Origin of the sequence: Nonomuraea fastidiosa, from assembly GCF_042751225.1 — a bacterium.
Lineage (GTDB): Bacteria > Actinomycetota > Actinomycetes > Streptosporangiales > Streptosporangiaceae > Nonomuraea > Nonomuraea fastidiosa.
On the sequence record NZ_CP170570.1, the window covers coordinates 793045 to 812713 of the forward strand.

Consider the following 19669-nt stretch of genomic DNA (forward strand, 5'->3'; position numbering starts at 1 on the left):
CTGGCGACGGTCTCGGCCCAGCGGGTGATGTCGGGCAGCCAGACGAGAGCGCCGATGCCGGTGTAGACGATGTCGTACGCAGCGCGTTGCGTCCCTTCTTGAAACCTTCGACGTCGTAGAAGTCGCTGGAGACGTGGAGGGGGACGCGCGCGTTCCAGTCGGCCCGGTTGATGCTCAGGTAGTCCACCACAGGCACCGATGGTAGGCGGCGGGGGGTGCGGCCAGTCGCGGGGTTTTTCCGCGGTTGTCGTGGTGGCCTCAGCGGTTGCTCGTGCGGCGGCGCAGGCGTACGGGGAGATGCTTGAGGCCGTTCTGGAAGTTGGAGACGAGACGGCGGGGCGTGCCCACGAGCTCGACGTCCCAGGAGAGCAGCTCCCTGAACACCGAGCGGAGCTGGGCGCGGGCCAGGTGCGCGCCCAGGCAGAAGTGCGGGCCGAAACCGAAGCTCACGTGGTCGTTGGGGGTACGGGCGATGTCGAAGCGGTCCGGGTCGGGGAAGACGGCCGGGTCACGGTTGGCGGAGGCGTGGTAGACGACCACCTTCTCGCCGGCCCTGATCCGCCGGCCGCCGAGCGTGAGGTCGCGGGTCGCCGTACGCCTGAAGTGCATGACCGGCGGCCAGAACCGCAGCATCTCCTCGATCGCGGAGTCCAGCAGCACCGGGTCGGCGCGCAGGCGGTCGAACTCGGCGGGATGCTCAAGGAGCGTGAGCAGGCCGCCGGGGATGCCGTTGCGCAGGGTCTCGTTCCCGGCGACGGCGAACAGGAAGAACATGTTCTCGAACTCGGCCTCCGTCAAGCCGCCCCTGCGCATCGCGGACATGATCGACTCGTCGTCCACGGGGGACTCGGCCAGCGCGTGCGCGTATGCGAACATGTCGGCGAGCGCCGCCCGCGACCGCGGGTTGACGCCCGGCTCCGGCCGCGGCCTCACCTGCACGGCCCGGCGGCCCATGGGGGTCAGGGCGTTGACGTCCGCCGTGGACAGGCCCGCGTAGTCGGCGTCCTGGTAGCCGATGACGCGGGACGCCCAGTCGTACAGCAGCCGCTTGTCCTGCTCGGGCACGCCCATGATGTGCGCGAGCGTCCACACGGGCAGGTCGGCGGCCACCTCCACGAAGTCGCACTCCCCCTCCTCGAACAGCGCCGCCGCCCGCTGCGCGATCGTCCGCTCCAGGGCGCGCACGGCGCGCGGCGTGAACGCCGCCGCCACGATCCTGCGCAGCCTGGAATGGCCAGGCGGGTCCATGTTCAGCATCTGCACCTGGACGAACTCCAGGTCGGCCGGGGTGTCGGGGTCGCGGATCTGGGTGGCGCCGAGGTGGGAGGAGAAGTCCTCGGGGGTGCGCAGGACATGCTTGACGTCGGCGTGCCGGAAAACCGCCCAGTAACCGGGACCGGCCCGCCAGGGGCCGACGGCGGGCTCGGGAATCCGGCAGACGGGGCTCTCCTCGCGGAGGCGGGCGAAGAGGTTGTACGGGACGGCCTTCTCGTAGGTGGAGGGCAGGAACACCTCGACCGCGGCGTTGTCGTCGTTTCTGTCGCTGTTGTCGCTGTTGTCGCTGTTGTCGTCGTCGTTCATGGCCGGCATGCGCGTCCGTCCTCCCGGCTCGTCCACAGGCGTCGGCGGGCCGGGGCCGCTTGTCCACAGGTCGTGAGCGAGGCGGTCCGCCCGTCCCGTCCAGCGTGCATGATGGCCGCGTGACTTCAGAAGAAGCAGAGGCGATCCTCCAGGAATACTTCGCCCCCTGGATCCGTCAGCTCGGGTTGCGCGTGGAGGAGGTCGGCGAGCGCCACGCGATCGTCCGCCTCCCCTGGTCCGACGACCTGGCCAGAGAGGGCGGCGGGCTGTGCGGCCAGGCCATGATGGCCGCCGCCGACACGGCCACGGTCGTCGCGATCTCGGCGGCGCGCGGCGGGTTCGTGCCGATGACGACGGTGCAGCAGTCCACTACGTTCCAGCGGCCGGTGACCGGCAAAGACGTGCTGGTCGACGTACGCCTGACCAAGCTCGGGCGCACGCTGGCCTTCGCCGACATCACCATGCGGGCCGACGGCGGCTCCGACGTCACCGCCCAGGCGACGACGGTCTACGCGCTCCTGGCGTGACAACCGTCGTGAAGACCCCCTGCTCTGCCGCTTCGTCACTCGGCGTGCGTCCGCGCGTACGCCGTCTCAGGGATCTCTCAGGTGCGGAAAGTAGGCTCACCACATGAAGCGTGTGGCCGCTCTGGTAGTGGCACTCGCCCTCATTGGGGTGGCGACATGGCTCGTATGGCCGTCGGCGCCTCAAGTGCGGGGCCAAGACCAGCAGATAACCGTCGTCGATGGACCGGCTGACGACCAACAGGTCCAGCTCGACACGACGTTCTTCCCGCCGCCCGATGGCGGGAAAGCTCCCGTCGTCATGCTCGCCCACGGGTTCGGCGGCAGCAAGCGAAGCATGCGTGACCAGGCGATCCGCCTCGCCCAGCAGGGCTACGGCGTGCTCACGTGGTCGGCACGCGGCTTCGGCCGCTCCGGCGGTCAGATCGCGCTCAACTCGCCCGACTACGAGGTCAAAGACGTCAAGCAGCTCATCGACTGGCTCGCCAAACGCCCCGACGTGCAGCTCGACGCGGCGGGCGACCCGCGCGTGGGCATCGCGGGCGGCTCCTACGGCGGCGCCATCGCGCTGATGACGGCGGCCTACGACAAGCGCGTCGACGCGATCGTCCCGCAGATCACCTGGTCCGACCTGGCGGACGCGCTGTTCCCCAACGCCGCCAGGCAGGGGGAGACCGACGGGACCGACGGGGTCTTCAAGCGCATGTGGGCCGGCATCTTCTTCGGCCAGGGCGTCTCGCTCGACACCGCCTCGCTGCTCGGCCGCCGCGAGGCCGCCGCGCCACTGACGCCCGAGCAGGCGCGCTGCGGCCGGTTCCTGCCCGAGATCTGCGACATCTACCAGAAGGTCGCCACCGACGGCCGGGCCACGCCCGAGGCGGTGGAGCTGCTGCGCAAGTCGAGCCCCGTCACGGTGGCCGGGCAGATCAAGGCTCCGACCCTGCTCATTCAGGGGCAGCGCGACTCGCTGTTCCCGATCAGCCACGCCGACGCCAACGCCAAGGCCATCGCGAGCGGCGGCACGCCGGTGAGCATCGCCTGGTTCGACGGCGGCCACGACGGCGGCAACGGCGAGGCCGACTGGCTGTTCGAGCAGACCTCGGCCTGGTTCGCCCGCTACCTCAAGGGTGAGGGCTCCGGTGATGCCGCGCCGCCGGTGAGCGCGTTCACGGTGACCCGTGACGGCGGGCGCGACCCCGGCACCCGCCAGCGCATCCGCCTCCACCCCGAGGCCGGCTCCTACCCCGGCCTGACCGGCACCGACACCACCACGGTCCGGCTCGCGGGCCCCACCCAGAACATCGTCAATCCGCCGGGCGGCGCGCCCGCCTCCATCTCCAGCGTTCCCGGCATCGGCGGCCTGCTGGGCGGCCAGGGCAGCGGCGTGTCCATCGACATGCCGGGCCAGAGCGCCGCCTTCGAGTCGCAGCCGCTCACCGCTCCGCTCCAGCTCACGGGCAGCCCGACCGTCAAGGTCAGGGTGTCGGGCTCGGGAGATGTGACGCTGTTCGCCAAGCTGTACGACGTGGCCGACACCGTCCAGCCGCCCACACTCCCCGCCGGGCTGGTGGCGCCGTTCCGGGTCTCCATCCCGGAGGGCTCGCAGAGCGCCGAGGCGACGATCACGCTGCCGGCCGTCGATCACCGCTTCGCCGTGGGCCACCGCCTGCGCCTGGTGGTGACGACGACCGACATGGGTTATGCGACGCCGGACCAGCCGGCCGCCTACCAGGTCGAGCTGGCCTCCCCGGCGGTGACGATCCCCACCGTCCGCACGCTGGCCGCGGCGCCGACCGGGGTCGCCTGGTGGGTGTGGGCGATGCCGCTGGTCGCCGTGGTGGTGGCCGCCGTCATCCTGGTGACGGGCCGCACCTCGTCCCGCCGCCGCCCCGCCCTCGCCGGTAAGAGCGCCCGTCCGATCGGCACGGACCCGACACCCGACGTGGTGAGCACCGCCACCGGCGCATCGGCGAAGGCCGCCGTCGCGGATGGCGTGAACGCGGATGATGGCGCAAACACGGATGGCGCGGTCGCGGACAGCGCAGATGGCGCAGTCGCGAATGGCACGGCCGTGGAGAGCAGGTCCGTAGAGAACGCAAGCTCCAACGGAAGGGCTGCGGAAGGCGCAGACGGCGAGAGCGCGGCCGCGGAGAAGGTGAGCTCCAACGGCACCGAGAAGGTGAGCCCGGGCGGTTCGCCGTCCGCGCGCGTGGTCGTCGTGAACGGCGACAGGAGCAAGGCACACGAGCGCGCCGGCTCCGGTGACACCGCCGCGGACGAAGGGCCCACGGCCTCTTCTTCGGAGGTGCCGCTGGAGATCAGCGGGCTGACCAAGGCGTACCGCAACGGTGAGCTGGCCGTCGACAACCTGTCGTTCCGCGTCGAGCAGGGCCAGGTGCTGGGCCTGCTCGGCCCCAACGGCGCGGGCAAGACGACCACGATGCGGATGATGATGGGCCTCATCCAGCCCGACGCCGGCGAGATCCGCATCTTCGGCGAACGCGTGACGCCGGGCGCGCCCGTGCTGTCCCGGCTGGGCTCGTTCGTCGAAGGCCCCGGCTTCCTGCCGCACCTGTCCGGCCGCGACAACATCGAGCTCTACTGGGCGGCCACCGGCAGGCCCGTCGCCGACGCGCACTTCGACGAGGCCCTGGAGATCGCCGGGCTCGGCAAGGCGCTGGAGCGGGCCGTACGCACCTACTCCCAGGGCATGCGGCAACGCCTCGCCATCGCCCAGGCGATGCTCGGCCTGCCCGACCTGCTCGTGCTCGACGAACCCACCAACGGGCTCGACCCACCCCAGATCCGCGAGATGCGTGAGGTGCTCAAGCGCTACGCGCGCGACGGCCGTACCGTGATCGTCTCCAGCCACCTGCTGGCGGAGGTCGAGCAGAGCTGCAGCCACGTCGTGGTGATGCGGCGCGGGCGGCTGGTCTCGACCGGCCCCGTGTCGCGGCTGCTCAGCTCGGCCGCGACCGGCAACGGGCACGGGCCGCGCCTGGAAGACGTGTTCCTCGACCTCATCGGAGACAAGTCATGACCGCCGCGACCGGTTACGCGCCCCGCCGCACGCTGCCGCTGCGGGTCGAGATCGTCAGGCAGTTCAAGCGGCGGCGCACGATCGGCATGTTCGGGCTGCTGCTCGCACTGCCGTGGATCCTGGTGATCGCGTTCCAGTTCGGGCCGCAGTCGAGCGGGCAGGGGCAGTCGTCGCTGCGCATCTCCGACCTCGCCACCGAAAGCGGCCTCAACTTCGCCGCCTTCGCCCTGTCGGTCTCCGCCAACTTCCTGCTGGTGGTGGCGGTGGCGCTGTTCTGCGGCGACACCGTGGCCAGCGAGGCCAACTGGTCGTCGCTGCGCTACCTGCTGGCGGCGCCGATCCCCCGCGACCGGCTGCTGCGCCAGAAGCTGATCGTCGCGCTCGGTTACGCGGCCGCGGCGGTGATCTGCCTGCCGCTGATGGCGCTGCTCGCCGGCACGCTGGCGTTCGGCTGGGACGACATCCAGGTGCCCGGCACCGGAGAGGTCATACCGGCGCTCGACGTCCTGCCCCGGTTCGGCATCGTGATCGGGTACGCCCTGGTCAGCCAGCTCGTGGTGGCCGCCCTGGCGTTCCTGCTCTCCACCATGACCGACTCCCCGCTCGGCGCCGTGGGCGGGGCGGTCGGGCTGTGGATCGTCTGCACGATCCTGCAGGCGGTCGAGGCGCTGGGGTCGCTGCGCGAGTTCCTGCCCACGTTCTGGAACAACGCCTGGCTCGACGCCCTGGCGCCGGAGCTCGACTGGAGCGGCATGGCCAAGGGCGCATCGGTGTCGATCACGTACGCGGCCATCCTGATCGCGATCGCCTTCCGCCGCTTCCGTACGAAGGACGTAGTGAGCTGAGCTGGTCCGCCGACCGACCGCCGGTGAGCCGCCACCCGGCAGAGCCGGCTGCTGCGCACGCTGTGCGTCCCGGCGGCGAGGGTGTGCGTCCCTCGTCCGCCGGGACCTGTGAACACAGCCTCGCCAGACGGACGGGGCACGAATGTCACGCGCCGGGCGAGGTGTCGCGAATTCGCCGGACCGGCAGGGCCCGCCGCCTCGCGTGGCAGGCTAGGAGCCCAAAGGCCCGGCGGGTGGGAGACGCAAGCTCGCCAGACCGGCAGGACACGCCATCTCGCGTGGCAGGCTAGGAGCCCAAAGGCCCGGCGGGTGGGAGACGCAAGCTCGCCAGACCGGCAGGCCCGGAACCTCGTGCGCCGGGTGGGCACGGTCTCGCCCGACCGGGTGGGAGCGCGACCTCATCGCTACCGTGTCAGGCCCCACCCCACTCCGCTCGCCCAGCATCCGCGTCAGCCCTACCACACCACTAGCCCCACAACGTGGTCAGCCCCACCCACACCACCAGCCCCACAACGTGGTCAGCCCCACCCACACCACTAGCCCCACACCCATGTCCGTCTCAGTGCCCCGAGCCGGTCGAAGGGCGGGGTCGGTTCGGCGGCGCTAGTCGAGCCAGCCGAAGGACTTCGTGACGGCCTTCTTCCAGCCGGCGTAGCCCTGTTCGCGCTGCTCCTCCGTCCACGTCGGCTCCCAGCGGCGGTCCTCCGCCCAGTGGGTGCTGAGTTCGTCGGTGTCCTGCCAGTAGCCGACGGCGAGGCCGGCCGCGTACGCCGCGCCCAGGGCGGTCGTCTCGGAGACCGTGGGGCGGCTGACGGGAACGCCGAGGATGTCGGACTGGAGTTGCATGCACAGGTCGTTCGAGGTGACACCGCCGTCCACTCGCAGGACGTCCAGGACCACCCCCGAGTCGCGCTGCATCGCCTCGACCACGTCGCGGGTCTGGTAGCAGATGGCCTCCAGGGTCGCGCGGGCGATGTGGGCGTCGGTGTTGAAGCGGGACAGCCCGACGATGGCGCCGCGCGCGTCGGCCCGCCAGTACGGCGCGAAGAGCCCGGAGAAGGCCGGTACGAAGTACACGCCGCCGTTGTCGGCCACCTGCCGCGCCAGGGTCTCGCTCTGCGGGGCGGAGGTGATGATGTGCAGCTGGTCGCGCAGCCACTGCACGGCGGAGCCCGTCACGGCGATCGAGCCTTCGAGCGCGTAGACGGCGGGCTGGTCGCCGAACTTGTAGGCGACGGTGGTGAGCAGGCCGCTTTCCGAGCGTACGCGGGAGGTGCCGGTGTTGAGCAGCAGGAAGTTGCCGGTGCCATAGGTGTTCTTGGCCTCGCCGGGCGCGAAGCAGACCTGGCCGACGGTGGCGGCCTGCTGGTCGCCGAGTATGGCGGTGATGGGGACTTCGCCGCCGAGCGGGCCGTACCGGAAGGTGACACCGTAGGTCGAAGGGTCGGAGGAGGGGCGGATCTCGGGCAGCATCTGGCGCGGGATGCCGAAGAACGACAGCAGCTCGTCGTCCCAGTCGAGCGTGTCGAGGTCCATCAGCATGGTGCGGCTGGCGTTGGTGACGTCGGTGATGTGCACGCCGCCGTTGACGCCGCCGGTGAGGTTCCACAGCGTCCAGGTGTCGGTGTTGCCGAAAACGGCCTCGCCGCGGTCGACGGCCTCGCGGACGCCGTCCACGTTCTCGAGGATCCACTGGATCTTGCCGCCGGAGAAGTACGCGTCCGGCCGCAGCCCCGTCTTGTCGCGGATGACCTGCCCGCGGCCGTCGCTTTCGAGCGCGGCGGCGATGCGGTCGGTACGGGTGTCCTGCCAGACGATGGCGTTGTAGTAAGGGCGGCCGGTACGCGGGTTCCACACCACGGTGGTCTCCCGCTGGTTGGTGACGCCGAGCGCGGCCAGGTCGTCGAAGTGCAGGCCGGTGCGCTGAAGGGTGGTCTGGATGACGGCGGCGGTCCTGGTCCAGATCTCGATCGGGTTGTGCTCGACCCAGCCGGCCCTGGGCAGGATCTGCTCGTGTTCGAGCTGGTACTTCGCGTACTCGGCGCCGTCGTGATCGAAGATCATGAAGCGGGTGCTGGTGGTGCCCTGATCCACCGCGCCGACGAAATCAGGCATGGCTCACTCTCAATCTGACGGCTTGACGGTGTCGCGGTCCTCGCCCTGCGGCAGGAAACGGGCGATGCACAGCTGGTAGAGCGCGGCGCCGAGCGCTCCGCCGACCAGCGGGCCGACGATGGGGACCCACCAGTACGGGTCCCCATGCTGATCTCGCCAGGCGCCTTCGTAGCCGGTGAGCCAGCTGGCCAGGCGGGGGCCGAAGTCGCGGGCCGGGTTGATGGCGTAACCGGCGTCGGTGCCGAACGACATGCCGATGCCGACGATGAGCAGGCCGATGAGGAACGGCCCCATGTTCGCTCCCGGCGCCATGTTGAGGACGTCGGAGAGCGCGAAGATGACGAACAGCAGGATCGCGGTGCCGATGATCTGGTCGCGCAGCCCGCCCCACATGGAGACCGGCAGTGTGCCGTTGCCGGGCAGGGTGGAGAAGACGATCTGGGTCTTGATCGTGTGCCCGGGGTCGGCCATGGCCAGCACTTCGGTGTAGTTCCAGCGCACGATGAGCGCGGCGACGAACGCGCCGAGGGTCTGGGCCAGCGCGTACGGCAGGACCTTCGGCCACGGGAACCCCCTGAACAGGGCGAATCCCAGCGTCACGGCCGGGTTGATGTGGGCTCCCGTGGTCCGGCCGGCGACGTACACGCCGAGCGTCACGCCGATCCCCCACGCCCACGCGATGCTGTCGTGGTCGCCCAGCTCGGCGGCGATGACCTGTGCGACGACGCCGCAGCCGAACAAGATGAGCACCATCGTGCCGAGGAACTCCGCGACGAGCTCGCCGGTCAGCTTCCGCCGGGTGAGGATATGCGCCACCGAACCACCTCCTTGCCGTGATCAGAGACTTTCCCGATCAACGATCAACACATACGGAAAGTGGTGGATAAGTTACGCAAAGTGCTTGACGTGCCGTCCGTACGCCTCTCGCCGCACAACACGGACGCCTCTCGCCGGACGACGTACGGAGAAACCGTCAGAGAGAACGGGTGAAGGTGATCAGGCTGGTGCCGGGGCCGTTGTAGTCGGGCACCGGGCCGGAGACCGTGAAGCCCATCTTGCGGTGAAAGGCGATGGACGCCGTGTTGACGGGCGCGGTGATCGCCCGGACGACCCGCCGCCCGTGATCACGGGCGAGGGCGAAGAAGCTCTCGTACAGGGTGCGCGCCAGACCGCTCCCCCGGGCCGCGGGGTGGACGCCGACGAAGTGGATGTACGCATCGTCGGGCAGCGACGGCGACGGGAACCCGATGAGGAAGCCGGCCAGGTCGCCGGAGCCGGGGCGTTCGGCGATGAGGCTGGTGGCGTGGAAGTGGTCGAGGAAGAGCCGGGGCAGCGAGGCGCGTACCGGCCGGCCCCACCAGTCGTCGACCACGGCGGCGATGGCGTCGTAGTCGGCGGGCCTGGCGGGGCGCAGAACGTGGTCGCCGGAGGTCACCTGGTCAGTCCCAGTGCGGGGGCCGGTTCTCGAGGTAGAAGGAGTCGTCGTCGGCCTCGCGCCAGTCGCCCCAGCCGAGGTCGGTGTCGTCCAAGGTCTGCTCGGGTAGGAAATCCTTCACGCCGTACATGCTACCGAGGCGTACAAACCCATTCCCGATGTGTCGTCGGGATCAAGGACAGTTCGCGAGGTCAGCGGTACGATGCGTAGGCAGGTGTCGCCGATCCCCCCGTGAGGCTGCTCATGGCCACCCCGACAGGCTGGCGGCGAGAAGGCAATCTACCGGCGGAGCTGACCAGCTTCATCGGCAGGACACGTCTCCTCGCCAACCTCAAACGGCACCTCAACGAGTCACGCCTGGTGACCGTGACAGGCATCGGAGGTGTGGGCAAGTCGCGTACGGTGCTGCGCCTGGCCCATCAGGTGCGCGCCCAATATCCCGACGGCGTGTGGTTCGCCGACCTCGCCCGGCTGCAGGACGCGGGCATGGTCAGGCACACGATCGCCTCGGCGCTCGGCATCGCCGACCAGTCCTCGCGGGCGGAGTCGGAGTCGCTGTCGGATTGGGTGGGCGAGCGCGACATGCTGCTCATCATCGACACGTGCGAGCACTTGGTGCAGGGCTGCGCCGAGCTGGTGCACGAGCTGCTGGAGGCGGCGCCCAACCTGAAGGTGCTGGCCACCAGCCGCCAGTCGCTGCACCTGCCGTACGAGCACGTCGTGCCGGTGCCGCCGCTGCAGGTGCCGGGTGACGACCCGGCGGAGAGCCTGTTCACCAACGAGTCGGTGCAGCTGTTCGCGGCCCGCGCGAGCGCCAGCGTGCCCGACTTCGTGCTCGATGAGGACAACATCGGCCCGGTGGCGGAGCTGTGCCGCAGGCTCGACGGCATCCCGCTGGCGATCGAGCTGGTGGCGGTGCGGCTGCGCGCGCTGTCGGTCGAGCAGATCCTCGCTTTACTGGCCGACCGGTTCAGCCTGCTGGCGGGCGCGAGCCGTACGGCGCTGCCGCGGCACCAGACGCTGCGCGCGGCGATCGGCTGGAGCCACGAGCTGTGCGAGCCCGCCGAGCGGCTGCTGTGGGCGCGGCTGTCGGTGTTCGCCGGCGACTTCGAGCTGGAGGCGGCCCGCTTCGTCTGCTCCGACGGGCGGCTGCCGTCGGAGGACATCACCGACCTGGTGACGGGCCTGGTGGAGAAGTCGATCCTGCTCATCAGAAGCAACCACGCGGGCGTGCGCTACAAGCTGATCGACACGCTGGCCGAGTACGGCGAGGAGTGGCTGGAGAAATTGGGCCAGACCCAGCAGCTGCGCCAGCGCCACCTGGAGTACTACCTGAGCCTGGCGCAGCGCAGCGAGGACGCCTGGTCGGGGCCGCGGCAGATCTACTGGTTCGTCCGCATGCGGCAGGAGCACGACAACGTCCGCCTCGCGCTTGAGCACGCGCTGTCCACGCCGGGCAAGGAGCCGCTGGCGCTCACCCTGCTGTCGTCGCTGTGGTTCATGTGGGTGTGCTGCGGCTTCGCCCGCGAGGGCCGTCTCTATCTGGAGCGGGCGCTTGAGGCCAATCCCACCGTGAGCAGAGAGCGCTGCAAAGCGCTGTGGGTGCTCTCCTATACCAAGAGCGCGCAGGGCGACAGCGCGGGAGCACTGGCGGCGGCCGAGACGTGCAGCACCGAGGCCGTGCAGGTCGGCGACTCGCGCGCGGTGATCCTGGCCTCGAAGATGCAGGGCACGGCGGCGCTGCTCCAGGGCGATCTGCAGAAGGCCAGCGCGCTGCTCGGGGTGGCGATCGAGTTCAACACCGACAACAAGGAGCTCAACCCCGGCCTGCTGCCCGCGATCGTCGAGCTGTCGATCGTGCTGACCACACAGGGCGAGCTGTACGAGGCCGAGTCGCTGCTGCAGGACTGCCTGCAGGTGTGCCAGGAGCGCGGCGAGCTGTGGGTCGGCTCCCACGCGCAGTGGGCGCTGGCCAGCACCAGGCTCGCGGCCGGCCGCGCCGCGGACGCGTTGCAGAACGCCAGGGAGGCGCTGCGCATCAAGCGGCACTTCCACGACACGATGGGCACGCTGACGGCCTTGGAGACGACGGCGCGGATCTTCGTCAAGCTCGGCCGGTCGCTGACGGCCGTCCAGCTGCTCGGGGCGCTGCATCAGAACTGGAGGACGGCGGGGCTGCCGCAGCTCGGCGCGCCCTGGATGACCGACGAGCACAATGACTGCGTACGCCTGTGCCAGCGGCAGCTCGGCGAGCTCGCCTACAAGAACGCCTTCGAGGACGGCGCCAGGCTCGACCTCGATGAGGCGTCCGCGCTCGCGCTCGACGACGCGGACGCCTCCGACGAGGACTGATTCGGGGGACCGTCAGACGGCCTCCGGCCACTGTGTGCCGTCAGGCCAGGCGTGCACGTAACGGGCACTGCCGAGGGAGAACTCGATGTGGCCGCGAACCCAGTGTTCGAGGCCGCGGACGTACTTGCGGACCGGAAGCGACGCCCACTGTTCGAGCGCCGAGCGCCGAGCGATGAATGCGTTGATCGCGTCGTTGTGCATCTGCGCGACCTCGCTCAGCGCCTCCTGCAGGGTGAGGGACTTGTGGGTTGCCAGCACCGTGACGAGATTGTGCCGGGCCTTGTCGTTGCCGCGTTCCTTGGCGTACGACAGCAGGTCGTTGTCCCACCCGATGAGGTCGCATGCGAGGTCGGAGAGCGTGCGGACATCGGGGTGGTGCCATTCCTCGGCTTCGAGCCGGTAGCCGCCGCCGACGTCGATGAGCGCGAAGCAGGTGTAGGTGGCCCCCGTGATGCGGCGCATCAGGACGTAGTCCTCGGGGGTGGGGATGAGGTCCACCTCGCGGTTGGCGGCCTCCCAGATTTGGGCGAACAGGTATTCCTTCACCGTGGTCCGCCACCGGTCCACCTGGGCGGGGGTGGCGCATTCGGAGATCCGTTGCAGGAGCTCCTGCAAGGCGAGCCCGAACGGGTCGTCGTCGGGGGGTCTCCGGCGACCGTCGAGTATCTCCAGGAGCGGTGGCAGGGCGCGGGCCAGTGCGGAAGCACGGTGCCCCATCAGCTCGCCCTCGCAGAACGCGTCGTCGAAGGCGAACAGCCAGTTGTACCAGTCGTTGATCAGCCGGAGGCTCTCGCGCGGCACGGTGGGGTTGGTCCGTGCCGCGAGCAGGCCGATCTTGGAGCGCCGGAAGTGCTCGATGGTCTCGGCGCCGTTCAGCATGTTGGAGGCGGCCAGCCATAGGTGGCTCTCCTTGTCGACCTCTGAGGCATGCACGTTGACCTCGTTCGGGAACGGACATGGCAGCGGAGGGATGCGGAGTGGTCGCCTACTGAAGGAGTACGCAGATGTAGCCACGCCTACCAGCATGACTAGAGAGTGTCCGAAAGGCCACACTCGACAATTTCGCGCTCTTTTATCGGTATTTCATACTATGAAGCGATCTGCACGAACCATTAAGAATCTGGAAATTTGCCGACATTTACGAGTATGCAGGACAGACGGACGCTTGACCTCCGAATCGGCCCCGCCATCCGGCAACGCTCTGACCACGGCGGACGACTTCTCGGGCACCGCACCCGCAAACGGCGTTCATCTCCGGCCGCCGGCCCGGTTCAGGGTCCGCGCCGAGTGTGACAAGCATGCACAGAGTCGCGGCGTGACCGTGATAAGCCTCCGGCATCAGGAAAGTGTCACCTTTGCCGTCGATCAGGGCCGACCGGCGCCCCGGTCTCGACGTACGTCCTGAGCGTCGCGGGTCTCCCCCGCTCTGGCCAGGCCGAACAGCCTCCCGACGAACCGTTCGGGCTCGGGCGCCCGGTCCATATATCCGTTCTTCCCTCGATAGGGTGCCCTGCACGGAATCGTTCCGACCCGCCGTAGGTTCTGGTGAAGAGTACCTAGGGAAAGGCTGTCCAACCGTGTTCGACCCGAAGGATCTCTACGAGCTCGCAGACGACGCGCCCGAGCTGCATGATCCGGTCTTGCTGTACCACTTCGACGGCTTCGTCGACGCGGGCGGTGCCGGACGCCTCGCGCTGGGCCACCTGCTGGCCGAGCTGGAGCACCGGGTCGTGGCGAGGTTCGACGTGGACCGGCTGCTCGACTACCGGTCGCGGCGTCCCATCATGACGTTCGACACCGACCGGTGGGTGGACTGGGAGAGCCCCGAGCTGGCCGTGCACGCCGCCGAGGACGCGACCGGCACCCCGTTCCTGGTGATGAACGGACCGGAGCCCGACCGGGAGTGGGAGCTGTTCGCCAAGGCCGTGGGCGAGCTGGTGGAGCGGCTGAACGTGAGCAAGCTGGTGACCGTGCACGGTATCCCCATGGCCGTGCCGCACACCAGGCCGCTCGGCATCACCGCGCACGCCAGCCGGCCCGAGCTGATCTCCACGCAGTCCAGCGTGTTCGGCCGTGTGCAGGTGCCCGGCAGCGCGGCTGCCCTGCTGGAGCTGCGGCTGGGCGCCAAGGGCCATGACGCCGTGGGCTACGCCGTGCACGTGCCGCACTACCTGTCGCAGGCCGAGTACCCGACCGCCGCCGTGACCGCGCTCGAGGCGGTGACGCGCGGCACGGGGCTGGTCTTCCCGATGGAGAAGCTGCACGAGGCCGCCCGGCGTACGACGACGGAGATCGAGGAGCAGATCAGGGCCTCCGCCGAGCTGTCCACCGCGATCATCGGCCTTGAGCAGCAGTACGACGCGTTCGCCGCGGGCGCCCAGAAGGAGAACCTGCTGGCGGAGGCCACGCCGATGCCCACCGGCGACGAGCTGGCCGCCCAGTTCGAGCGTTTCCTGGCCGAGCGTGACGAGGAGTAGCGGGCGTGACGAGGAGTAGCGGGCGCTCTAGGGCGGGCGGGTGGGCAGCGGTTACCCTGAGCCGATGAGCGAGATCCGCGTCGGCCTCGTCGGCTACGGCACGGCGGGCGCCTACTTTCACGCCCCGCTGATCCACGCCGCCCCCGGCCTGTCCCTGGCCGCCGTGGTGACCAGGAACCCCGATCGCCGGGCCGAGGTGGCCGCCAGGTACGGGGCCGCCGCAGTGGACGACGTACAGGAGCTGTGGGGCCGCTGCGACCTCGTCGTGGTCGCCTCCCCCAACCGCACCCACGTGTCAACGGCCGCGTCCGCGCTCAAGGAGGGCCTGCCGGTGGTCGTGGACAAGCCGCTGGCCAGGACCGCCGATGAGGGGCGCGAGCTGATCCGCCTGGCCGAGGAGCGCGGCCTCATGCTCACCGTGTTCCAGAACCGCCGCTGGGACGGCGACTTCCGCACCGTGCGCCGCCTGGTCGAGGAAGGGGCGCTGGGCCGGGTGCTGCGCTTCGAGTCGCGCTTCGAACGATGGCGTCCGGTGCCCAAGGGCGGCTGGCGTGAGAGCGGCGGCCCTGACGATGTTCCCGGGCTGCTCTACGACCTCGGCAGCCACCTGATCGATCAGGCGCTGCAGCTGCTCGGCCCGGTACGCGCGGTCTACTGCGAGAGCGACGTGCGGCGCGAAGGGGTGGCGGCCGACGACGACACCTTCATCGCGCTGACCCACGCGAACGGGGCGCGGTCGCACCTGTGGGTCAGCTCCGTGGCCGCCCGGTTCGGGCCCAGGTTCCGGGTGCTCGGCTCGGCGTCCGGCTTCGTCAAGCACGGCATGGACGTGCAGGAGGAGCGGCTGCGGGCCGGGATGACGCCCGACACGCCAGGCTTCGGCGACGACGTGGAGGAGCGCTGGGGCGTGCTGGGCACCGAGGATCAGCCCGCGGATGAGCGGCGCGTCGTGCGCACCGAGCCGGGGGCGTACCTGGACTTCTACCGGCAGGTGGCGGCGGCGCTGCGCGACGGCGGCGCGCCCCCGGTGGATCCGCAGAGCGTTGTGGAGGCGCTGACCGTCATCGAGGCGGCCCGCCGGTCGGCCTCCGAAGGCGTCGTCGTCAACCTCGGCTGAAGCCGGGCAGTCCGCACGGAAACAACCCGCCGTCCAAGCGGCCCTCCGCCCGCTAGCGGCTCACCGTCCCCAGAGCGGCCCGCCGCCCACAAGCGGCTCGCCGTCCTCAAAACGGCCCGCCGCCCACAAGCGGCTCGCCGTCCTCAGAGCGGCCCGCCAACCACAAGCGGCTCGCCGTCCTCAGAGCGGCCCGTCGGTCCAAAGCGCCGGGCCGTCAGTCGCGCAGGCGCCCGCGGAGCGCCGCCGTGTCGGCGTCGGTCCAGCCGTTCGCGGCCAGCCACCCCATCGGGCCGCCGAACCGGTCGTCGAGCACACCGAGGAACTGCTCGATGTAGCGGGCGCGCGGCATGTGGTCGTCGGCGGGCCTGGAGTCGAGGTCGTCCCGGTACGTGTCGCTGCTGCGCAGCCGCTTGAGTATCAGCTCGATCCGCTCCCCCGTGGCCACGTAGTCCTCGACGATGGCCTCCCTGGTGACGCCCGCGACCTCCAGGGCCAGCGCCGACACCACGCCGGTGCGGTCCTTGCCCGCCGCGCAGTGCACCAGCGCAGCGCCGTCGTCCAGCGCCATCGTCCGCAGCGCGGCCACCACCGCGTCGGGCCGGTCGCGCAGGTAGCCGAAGTAGAACCCGGTGACCCGCAGCTCCTCGTCGAGCACCCGGTCCACCCAGGGCAGCACCCGCTCGCCGTCGATGCCATCTATGGCGGCGTCGGCCTCGGTGTCGGCATCAGTGTCGGCATCAGTGTCGGCATCAGTGTCGGCATCGGTGTCGGCATCGACGTCGGTGTGCCGGCCGCCCTCGGCGAAGAGCGTCAGATGGTGGTGGCGCACCTCCGGCACCCGGGTCAGCGGGCCGGGGCCTTCCAGGTGCACCTCGGCGGTCGAGCGCAGATCGACCACGTGCCGCAGGTTGAGCTCGCCGACGAGGAGCGCCACGTCGGCGGGAGTGAGCGCCTGCAGGTTGTCGGCGCGGTAGAGCCGCCCGCGCCGGGTGCGGCCACCGTCAATCGTGGGCAATCCGCCCAGGTCACGCGCGTTGACCGCGCCTTCAAGGTCGATCCACCTCGTCGTCTCGCTCACGATCACGACCCTATATGTCCCCGAGAATGCAGCGAATTGGAGATTCATAACGCAGCATGAACGTATGGATCCACGAGCTCTGCCTCCCCGGCTGGTGATCGATCCATCGCTGCGCCCGGAGGTCTCGGCCGAGCTGCGGTCGAGCCCGCACATTCTCCGCCAGGCTCGTACCGGTGCGCGCATGGACACCACACACAATCCGGCCGTGTTGTTCGTCCTCCCGGCCCTCCTCCTTCTGCTGTTCATGATCACCGGCAGCGCGCCGCTGTTCGTCATGGGCATGGGAGCCGGTGTCATCGTGCTGCTCAGGTGGCTGGCGACGGACGGCGCCTACCGCACGACCAGGCGAAGACTGCAGCTGGCCAGAGCGCACGCCGAGCACTACGTGCTACCCGAGGATCTCGATCATCCCTGCCAGATGCTGCTGCGCAGGGCGCAGAACGCCGTGGATGCCATCCTGAACTCCACCGTGCACAAGGAACGGCTGATCGACAGCGTGGACAACCAGGTGTCGCTGCCGGAGGAGCTCTGGCAGATCGCGCAGCGGCTGCGGCGGCTGTCGTCGATGCACGCCGAGCAGCGCAAGCTGGTGCCGCGTGAGCTGCCGCCGGACATGGAGGAGGCGTTCCGGCCGTACACCAGCGCGCTGGACGCGGCCTGGACGTCGCTGACCCGGCGCGTACGCCACCTTGAGAAGTACGCCAAGCAGGTGATCAAGGCGGACAAGGCGTATCACGCGCACCAGCGGCTGGAGAAGCTCGCCGCCAAGACGCCGGAGTACCAGCAGCTGCTGGCGGAGACCGTACGCGACGAGCTGGCGCACGACCGCATCAGGGAGCTGTCGGACCAGGCGAGCCACGTCCGCAAGCTGTTCGAGGAGAGCATCATGGAGGCCAGGCAGACGGCGGGCGAGCTGCTCCGCTCGCCCCTGACCTAGCCGATCTGGGGACGATGAGGCACGGCCCGCGCCTGCCGCGCCCCATCGTCGTCCAGTGGATCGCCGGTCAGCCGATGACGGTGCAGGTGGCCGTCATCTTCTTGGCCGGGTCGCTCTCAGACGTGGCCGTGAGCTTGACCTTGGCCACGTGAGCGCCGCCGTCGCGCACGGCGTCCACGCTGACCAGCTTCTGCTTGCCGAACTCCACGGAGGCCAGCGCGTTCGGCACGCGGACGCTCCAGCCCTTGCCCTGGACCTCGGCCGTGAGCCGGTAGATGTCGGCGTTGAGGTAGGCGCTGACGTCCTCGGGGTGCTGCCCGCGCGCCGGGGCCTTCTTGCCGGTGTTGATCAGCGGGAACTTGCAAGTGGAGACGTTCTTGCCGGACGGCAGGCCGGCCGAGGGCAGCAGCTTGACCCCGCGCCGCTGCGGGCCCGCGCCGTCGAGCGAGCGGATCGCGACCGTGTACGACAGCTCGCCCTCACGGTTGCGGTGCACGTCGGTGATGTAGAAGTGCAGCCGGTTGGCCTCATCGACGTACTCGTACTCGCTGCCGGAGTCGGTGCCGGCGTGGAAGAGGGCGTCGGAGAGCTGGCGGTAGTCGCCGACGGTGATCGGGACCTTCGTGCCGTCGGGCAGCACGTAGTCGGTCATGCCGATGTCCTGCGGGTTGGCGTCGATCACCCACTCGAACGGCGCCCGGTCCTCGTTCTTGGTCTTGGCGAGCAGAACGCCGGAGTCGGGGGTGAACGAGTCGCTGCCCATGCGGTCCACGACCTCGATGGTGTAGTTGTCGTAGCCGCCGCCGTCGCACAGCGGATCGGTGGTGTCGCAGCTGCTGCGGTCCTGATCCATGGCGATGTTGATGCCGGACAGCTCGTTCTTGCCCGGCTTGACCACGCGCGCGGTCACCCTGGCGGTGACCAGGCCCGACTCGGCGAGCGCCTCGCGGCTGAGCCGCAGCACGTTCGCCTCGTCCACCATGTTCAGCTTGATCTTGTTGCGGAGCATGTGGTGGGAGCCCAGGGACGCGCCCGCGACCGGCGGGATCAGCCAGCGGGAGTGCGGGCCGCCGGGTCCGTTGAAGCTGCCGCGGCTCAGCATCTCCCAGATGCCGGTGTACGAGCGCCGCGGCGGCTGCCCGTACGGGTTGTTGTAGTTGTCGGCGATGCCCATGATGTGGCTCAGCTCGTGGGCGAACGTCGCCATGCCGGAGCTTTCGGCCTGCACCGAGTCGATGCCGAAGCGGGCGTTGGGCCAGAAGTTGGAGCCGGCCTGCCAGGAGGTCCACTCGACGTAGCGGGTGGGCGACCAGTTGGGCAGCGCGTCGTCCGGCGGGCCCCACTCGTCGGTGACGTCCTCCTTGGTCGGGAACTTCATCATCCCGAACTCCTGCCAGGTGGCCGACTCGTCCTGCCCGGCGCTGAGGTAGAAGATGAAGTCGAACTGGTCGGCCACCTCCTGGCCGACGTCGGCGATCCAGGCGGCGTTGCCGTCGGCGCGCAGGTTCCTGTTGCAGGTGTCGCCGGCCGGGCACGACTCGCGCTGGTACTCCATCGCGTACTCGTGGTCCTTGCCCGGCATCATGTACGGGCCGAACCCGGTCAGCTCCACGCCGATGCGGCCGCCGGAGTCCTCCATCCAGTATTCGTGGATGGTGTGCCCCTTGTTGAGGGCGTTCGGGGTGTTGAGGAAGTCCTCGTAGAACTTGGCGACCTTCTCGCGCGGGATGTCGTGGGCGTCGGCGCTCGGGTTGCCGTACACCGTGGAGTTCTGCGGCTGGGTCACCACGAACGGCTGGTTGGGGTAGTCGAGCAGCACGAGCGCGCCCTTGAAGGTGCGCTGCGACCCCTTGACGTTCGGGTCGTTCCACTTCGTGCCGGGCGGCTTCTTGTAGTCCGCCCACGTCATGTTGTCGGGGTTCTTCCAGTTCTGCGGGTCGATGGGCTTGAGCCCGCTGCTCGGCGTCTTGCGCAGAGCCTGCTCACCGGCGTCGAGGGACTCGTCGAGTTGCCAGGGCTGGGTCTGCGGCCAGTGGTCGCGCCGCCAGGGATGTTCCGGGTTCTCGGGGGGTGCTGCGGAAGCGGGGGTCGCCACCAGGCTCACCGGGAACAGCACGATGGCCGCCAGGAGACCCTTCAGCAGCTTCTTCGGGGCGTTCACGGCATGA

At 69.7% G+C, this 19669-nt stretch carries 14 protein-coding genes; 7 read left to right on the plus strand and 7 right to left on the minus strand.

Annotated elements, in window-relative coordinates; genetic code table 11:
- Window positions 1-258: 258 nt before the first annotated feature.
- Window positions 259-1590, minus strand: a complete 1332-nt coding sequence (locus ACFMQL_RS03570) for a cytochrome P450 (protein ID WP_378784549.1) — start codon at window positions 1588-1590, stop codon at window positions 259-261.
- 110 nt (window positions 1591-1700) lie between these two features.
- On the opposite strand from ACFMQL_RS03570, the gene ACFMQL_RS03575 reads away from it, so the two are divergent.
- The 3 genes from ACFMQL_RS03575 (at window position 1701) to ACFMQL_RS03585 (ending at window position 5990) form a co-directional block, all read left to right on the plus strand.
- Entirely contained in the window at window positions 1701-2108 is a 408-nt protein-coding gene (locus tag ACFMQL_RS03575) for a PaaI family thioesterase (RefSeq protein WP_364066762.1), read from the plus strand.
- Between the two features lie 103 nt (window positions 2109-2211).
- On the plus strand, window positions 2212-5145 hold the full coding sequence (locus ACFMQL_RS03580; RefSeq protein ID WP_378784550.1) for a CocE/NonD family hydrolase: 2934 nt from the start codon (window positions 2212-2214) through the stop codon (window positions 5143-5145).
- Window positions 5142-5990, plus strand: a complete 849-nt coding sequence (locus tag ACFMQL_RS03585; protein ID WP_364066765.1) for an ABC transporter permease subunit — start codon at window positions 5142-5144, stop codon at window positions 5988-5990. The genes ACFMQL_RS03580 and ACFMQL_RS03585 overlap by 4 nt, the downstream gene beginning before the upstream one ends.
- A 603-nt stretch (window positions 5991-6593) precedes the next feature.
- Here ACFMQL_RS03585 and glpK read toward each other — a convergent pair.
- The 3 genes from glpK to ACFMQL_RS03600 all read right to left on the minus strand — a co-directional run bounded on the left by glpK (window position 6594) and on the right by ACFMQL_RS03600 (window position 9540).
- Entirely contained in the window at window positions 6594-8105 is a 1512-nt protein-coding gene (gene glpK, locus ACFMQL_RS03590) for a glycerol kinase GlpK (RefSeq protein ID WP_378784552.1), read from the minus strand.
- Between the two features lie 9 nt (window positions 8106-8114).
- Window positions 8115-8921, minus strand: coding sequence for an MIP/aquaporin family protein (locus ACFMQL_RS03595; protein WP_378784554.1), 807 nt, complete (start codon window positions 8919-8921; stop codon window positions 8115-8117).
- A 157-nt stretch (window positions 8922-9078) separates the two neighbouring features.
- Window positions 9079-9540 (minus strand): GNAT family N-acetyltransferase, encoded by a 462-nt coding sequence (locus ACFMQL_RS03600; protein WP_364066771.1) that lies wholly within the window; start codon window positions 9538-9540, stop codon window positions 9079-9081.
- Between the two features lie 243 nt (window positions 9541-9783).
- Between ACFMQL_RS03600 and ACFMQL_RS03605 the strand changes: the two genes are divergently transcribed.
- On the plus strand, window positions 9784-11892 hold the full coding sequence (locus ACFMQL_RS03605) for an ATP-binding protein (protein ID WP_378784555.1): 2109 nt from the start codon (window positions 9784-9786) through the stop codon (window positions 11890-11892).
- A gap of 12 nt (window positions 11893-11904) precedes the next feature.
- Here ACFMQL_RS03605 and ACFMQL_RS03610 read toward each other — a convergent pair whose 3' ends face one another.
- Window positions 11905-12825, minus strand: a complete 921-nt coding sequence (locus tag ACFMQL_RS03610) for a hypothetical protein (protein WP_378784557.1) — start codon at window positions 12823-12825, stop codon at window positions 11905-11907.
- Between the two features lie 644 nt (window positions 12826-13469).
- Between ACFMQL_RS03610 and ACFMQL_RS03615 the strand changes: the two genes are divergently transcribed.
- Window positions 13470-14369, plus strand: a complete 900-nt coding sequence (locus tag ACFMQL_RS03615) for a PAC2 family protein (RefSeq protein WP_364066775.1) — start codon at window positions 13470-13472, stop codon at window positions 14367-14369.
- 64 nt (window positions 14370-14433) lie between these two features.
- Window positions 14434-15486, plus strand: a complete 1053-nt coding sequence (locus tag ACFMQL_RS03620) for a Gfo/Idh/MocA family oxidoreductase (protein WP_364066777.1) — start codon at window positions 14434-14436, stop codon at window positions 15484-15486.
- Between the two features lie 214 nt (window positions 15487-15700).
- Here ACFMQL_RS03620 and ACFMQL_RS03625 read toward each other — a convergent pair whose 3' ends face one another.
- Complete coding sequence (locus ACFMQL_RS03625) at window positions 15701-16564, minus strand: tyrosine-protein phosphatase (protein WP_378784558.1); 864 nt, start codon at window positions 16562-16564, stop codon at window positions 15701-15703.
- A 64-nt stretch (window positions 16565-16628) separates the two neighbouring features.
- Between ACFMQL_RS03625 and ACFMQL_RS03630 the strand changes: the two genes are divergently transcribed.
- Entirely contained in the window at window positions 16629-17501 is an 873-nt protein-coding gene (locus ACFMQL_RS03630) for a hypothetical protein (protein WP_364066781.1), read from the plus strand.
- Window positions 17502-17568: 67 nt separating this feature from the next.
- On the opposite strand, the gene ACFMQL_RS03635 is transcribed toward ACFMQL_RS03630, so the two are convergent.
- Entirely contained in the window at window positions 17569-19662 is a 2094-nt protein-coding gene (locus tag ACFMQL_RS03635) for a M6 family metalloprotease domain-containing protein (RefSeq protein WP_378784559.1), read from the minus strand.
- Between the last annotated feature and the right edge of the window lie 7 nt (window positions 19663-19669).

What these genes read in the sequence shown, in the direction of transcription:
- ACFMQL_RS03570 (WP_378784549.1), bottom strand. Translation starts at nt 1,590, where the DNA reads ATGCCGGCCATGAACGACGACGACAACAGCGACAACAGCGACAACAGC.
- ACFMQL_RS03580 (WP_378784550.1), top strand. Translation starts at nt 2,212, where the DNA reads ATGAAGCGTGTGGCCGCTCTGGTAGTGGCACTCGCCCTCATTGGGGTG.
- ACFMQL_RS03585 (WP_364066765.1), top strand. Translation starts at nt 5,142, where the DNA reads ATGACCGCCGCGACCGGTTACGCGCCCCGCCGCACGCTGCCGCTGCGG.
- glpK (WP_378784552.1), bottom strand. Translation starts at nt 8,105, where the DNA reads ATGCCTGATTTCGTCGGCGCGGTGGATCAGGGCACCACCAGCACCCGC.
- ACFMQL_RS03605 (WP_378784555.1), top strand. Translation starts at nt 9,784, where the DNA reads ATGGCCACCCCGACAGGCTGGCGGCGAGAAGGCAATCTACCGGCGGAG.
- ACFMQL_RS03620 (WP_364066777.1), top strand. Translation starts at nt 14,434, where the DNA reads ATGAGCGAGATCCGCGTCGGCCTCGTCGGCTACGGCACGGCGGGCGCC.
- ACFMQL_RS03630 (WP_364066781.1), top strand. Translation starts at nt 16,629, where the DNA reads ATGGATCCACGAGCTCTGCCTCCCCGGCTGGTGATCGATCCATCGCTG.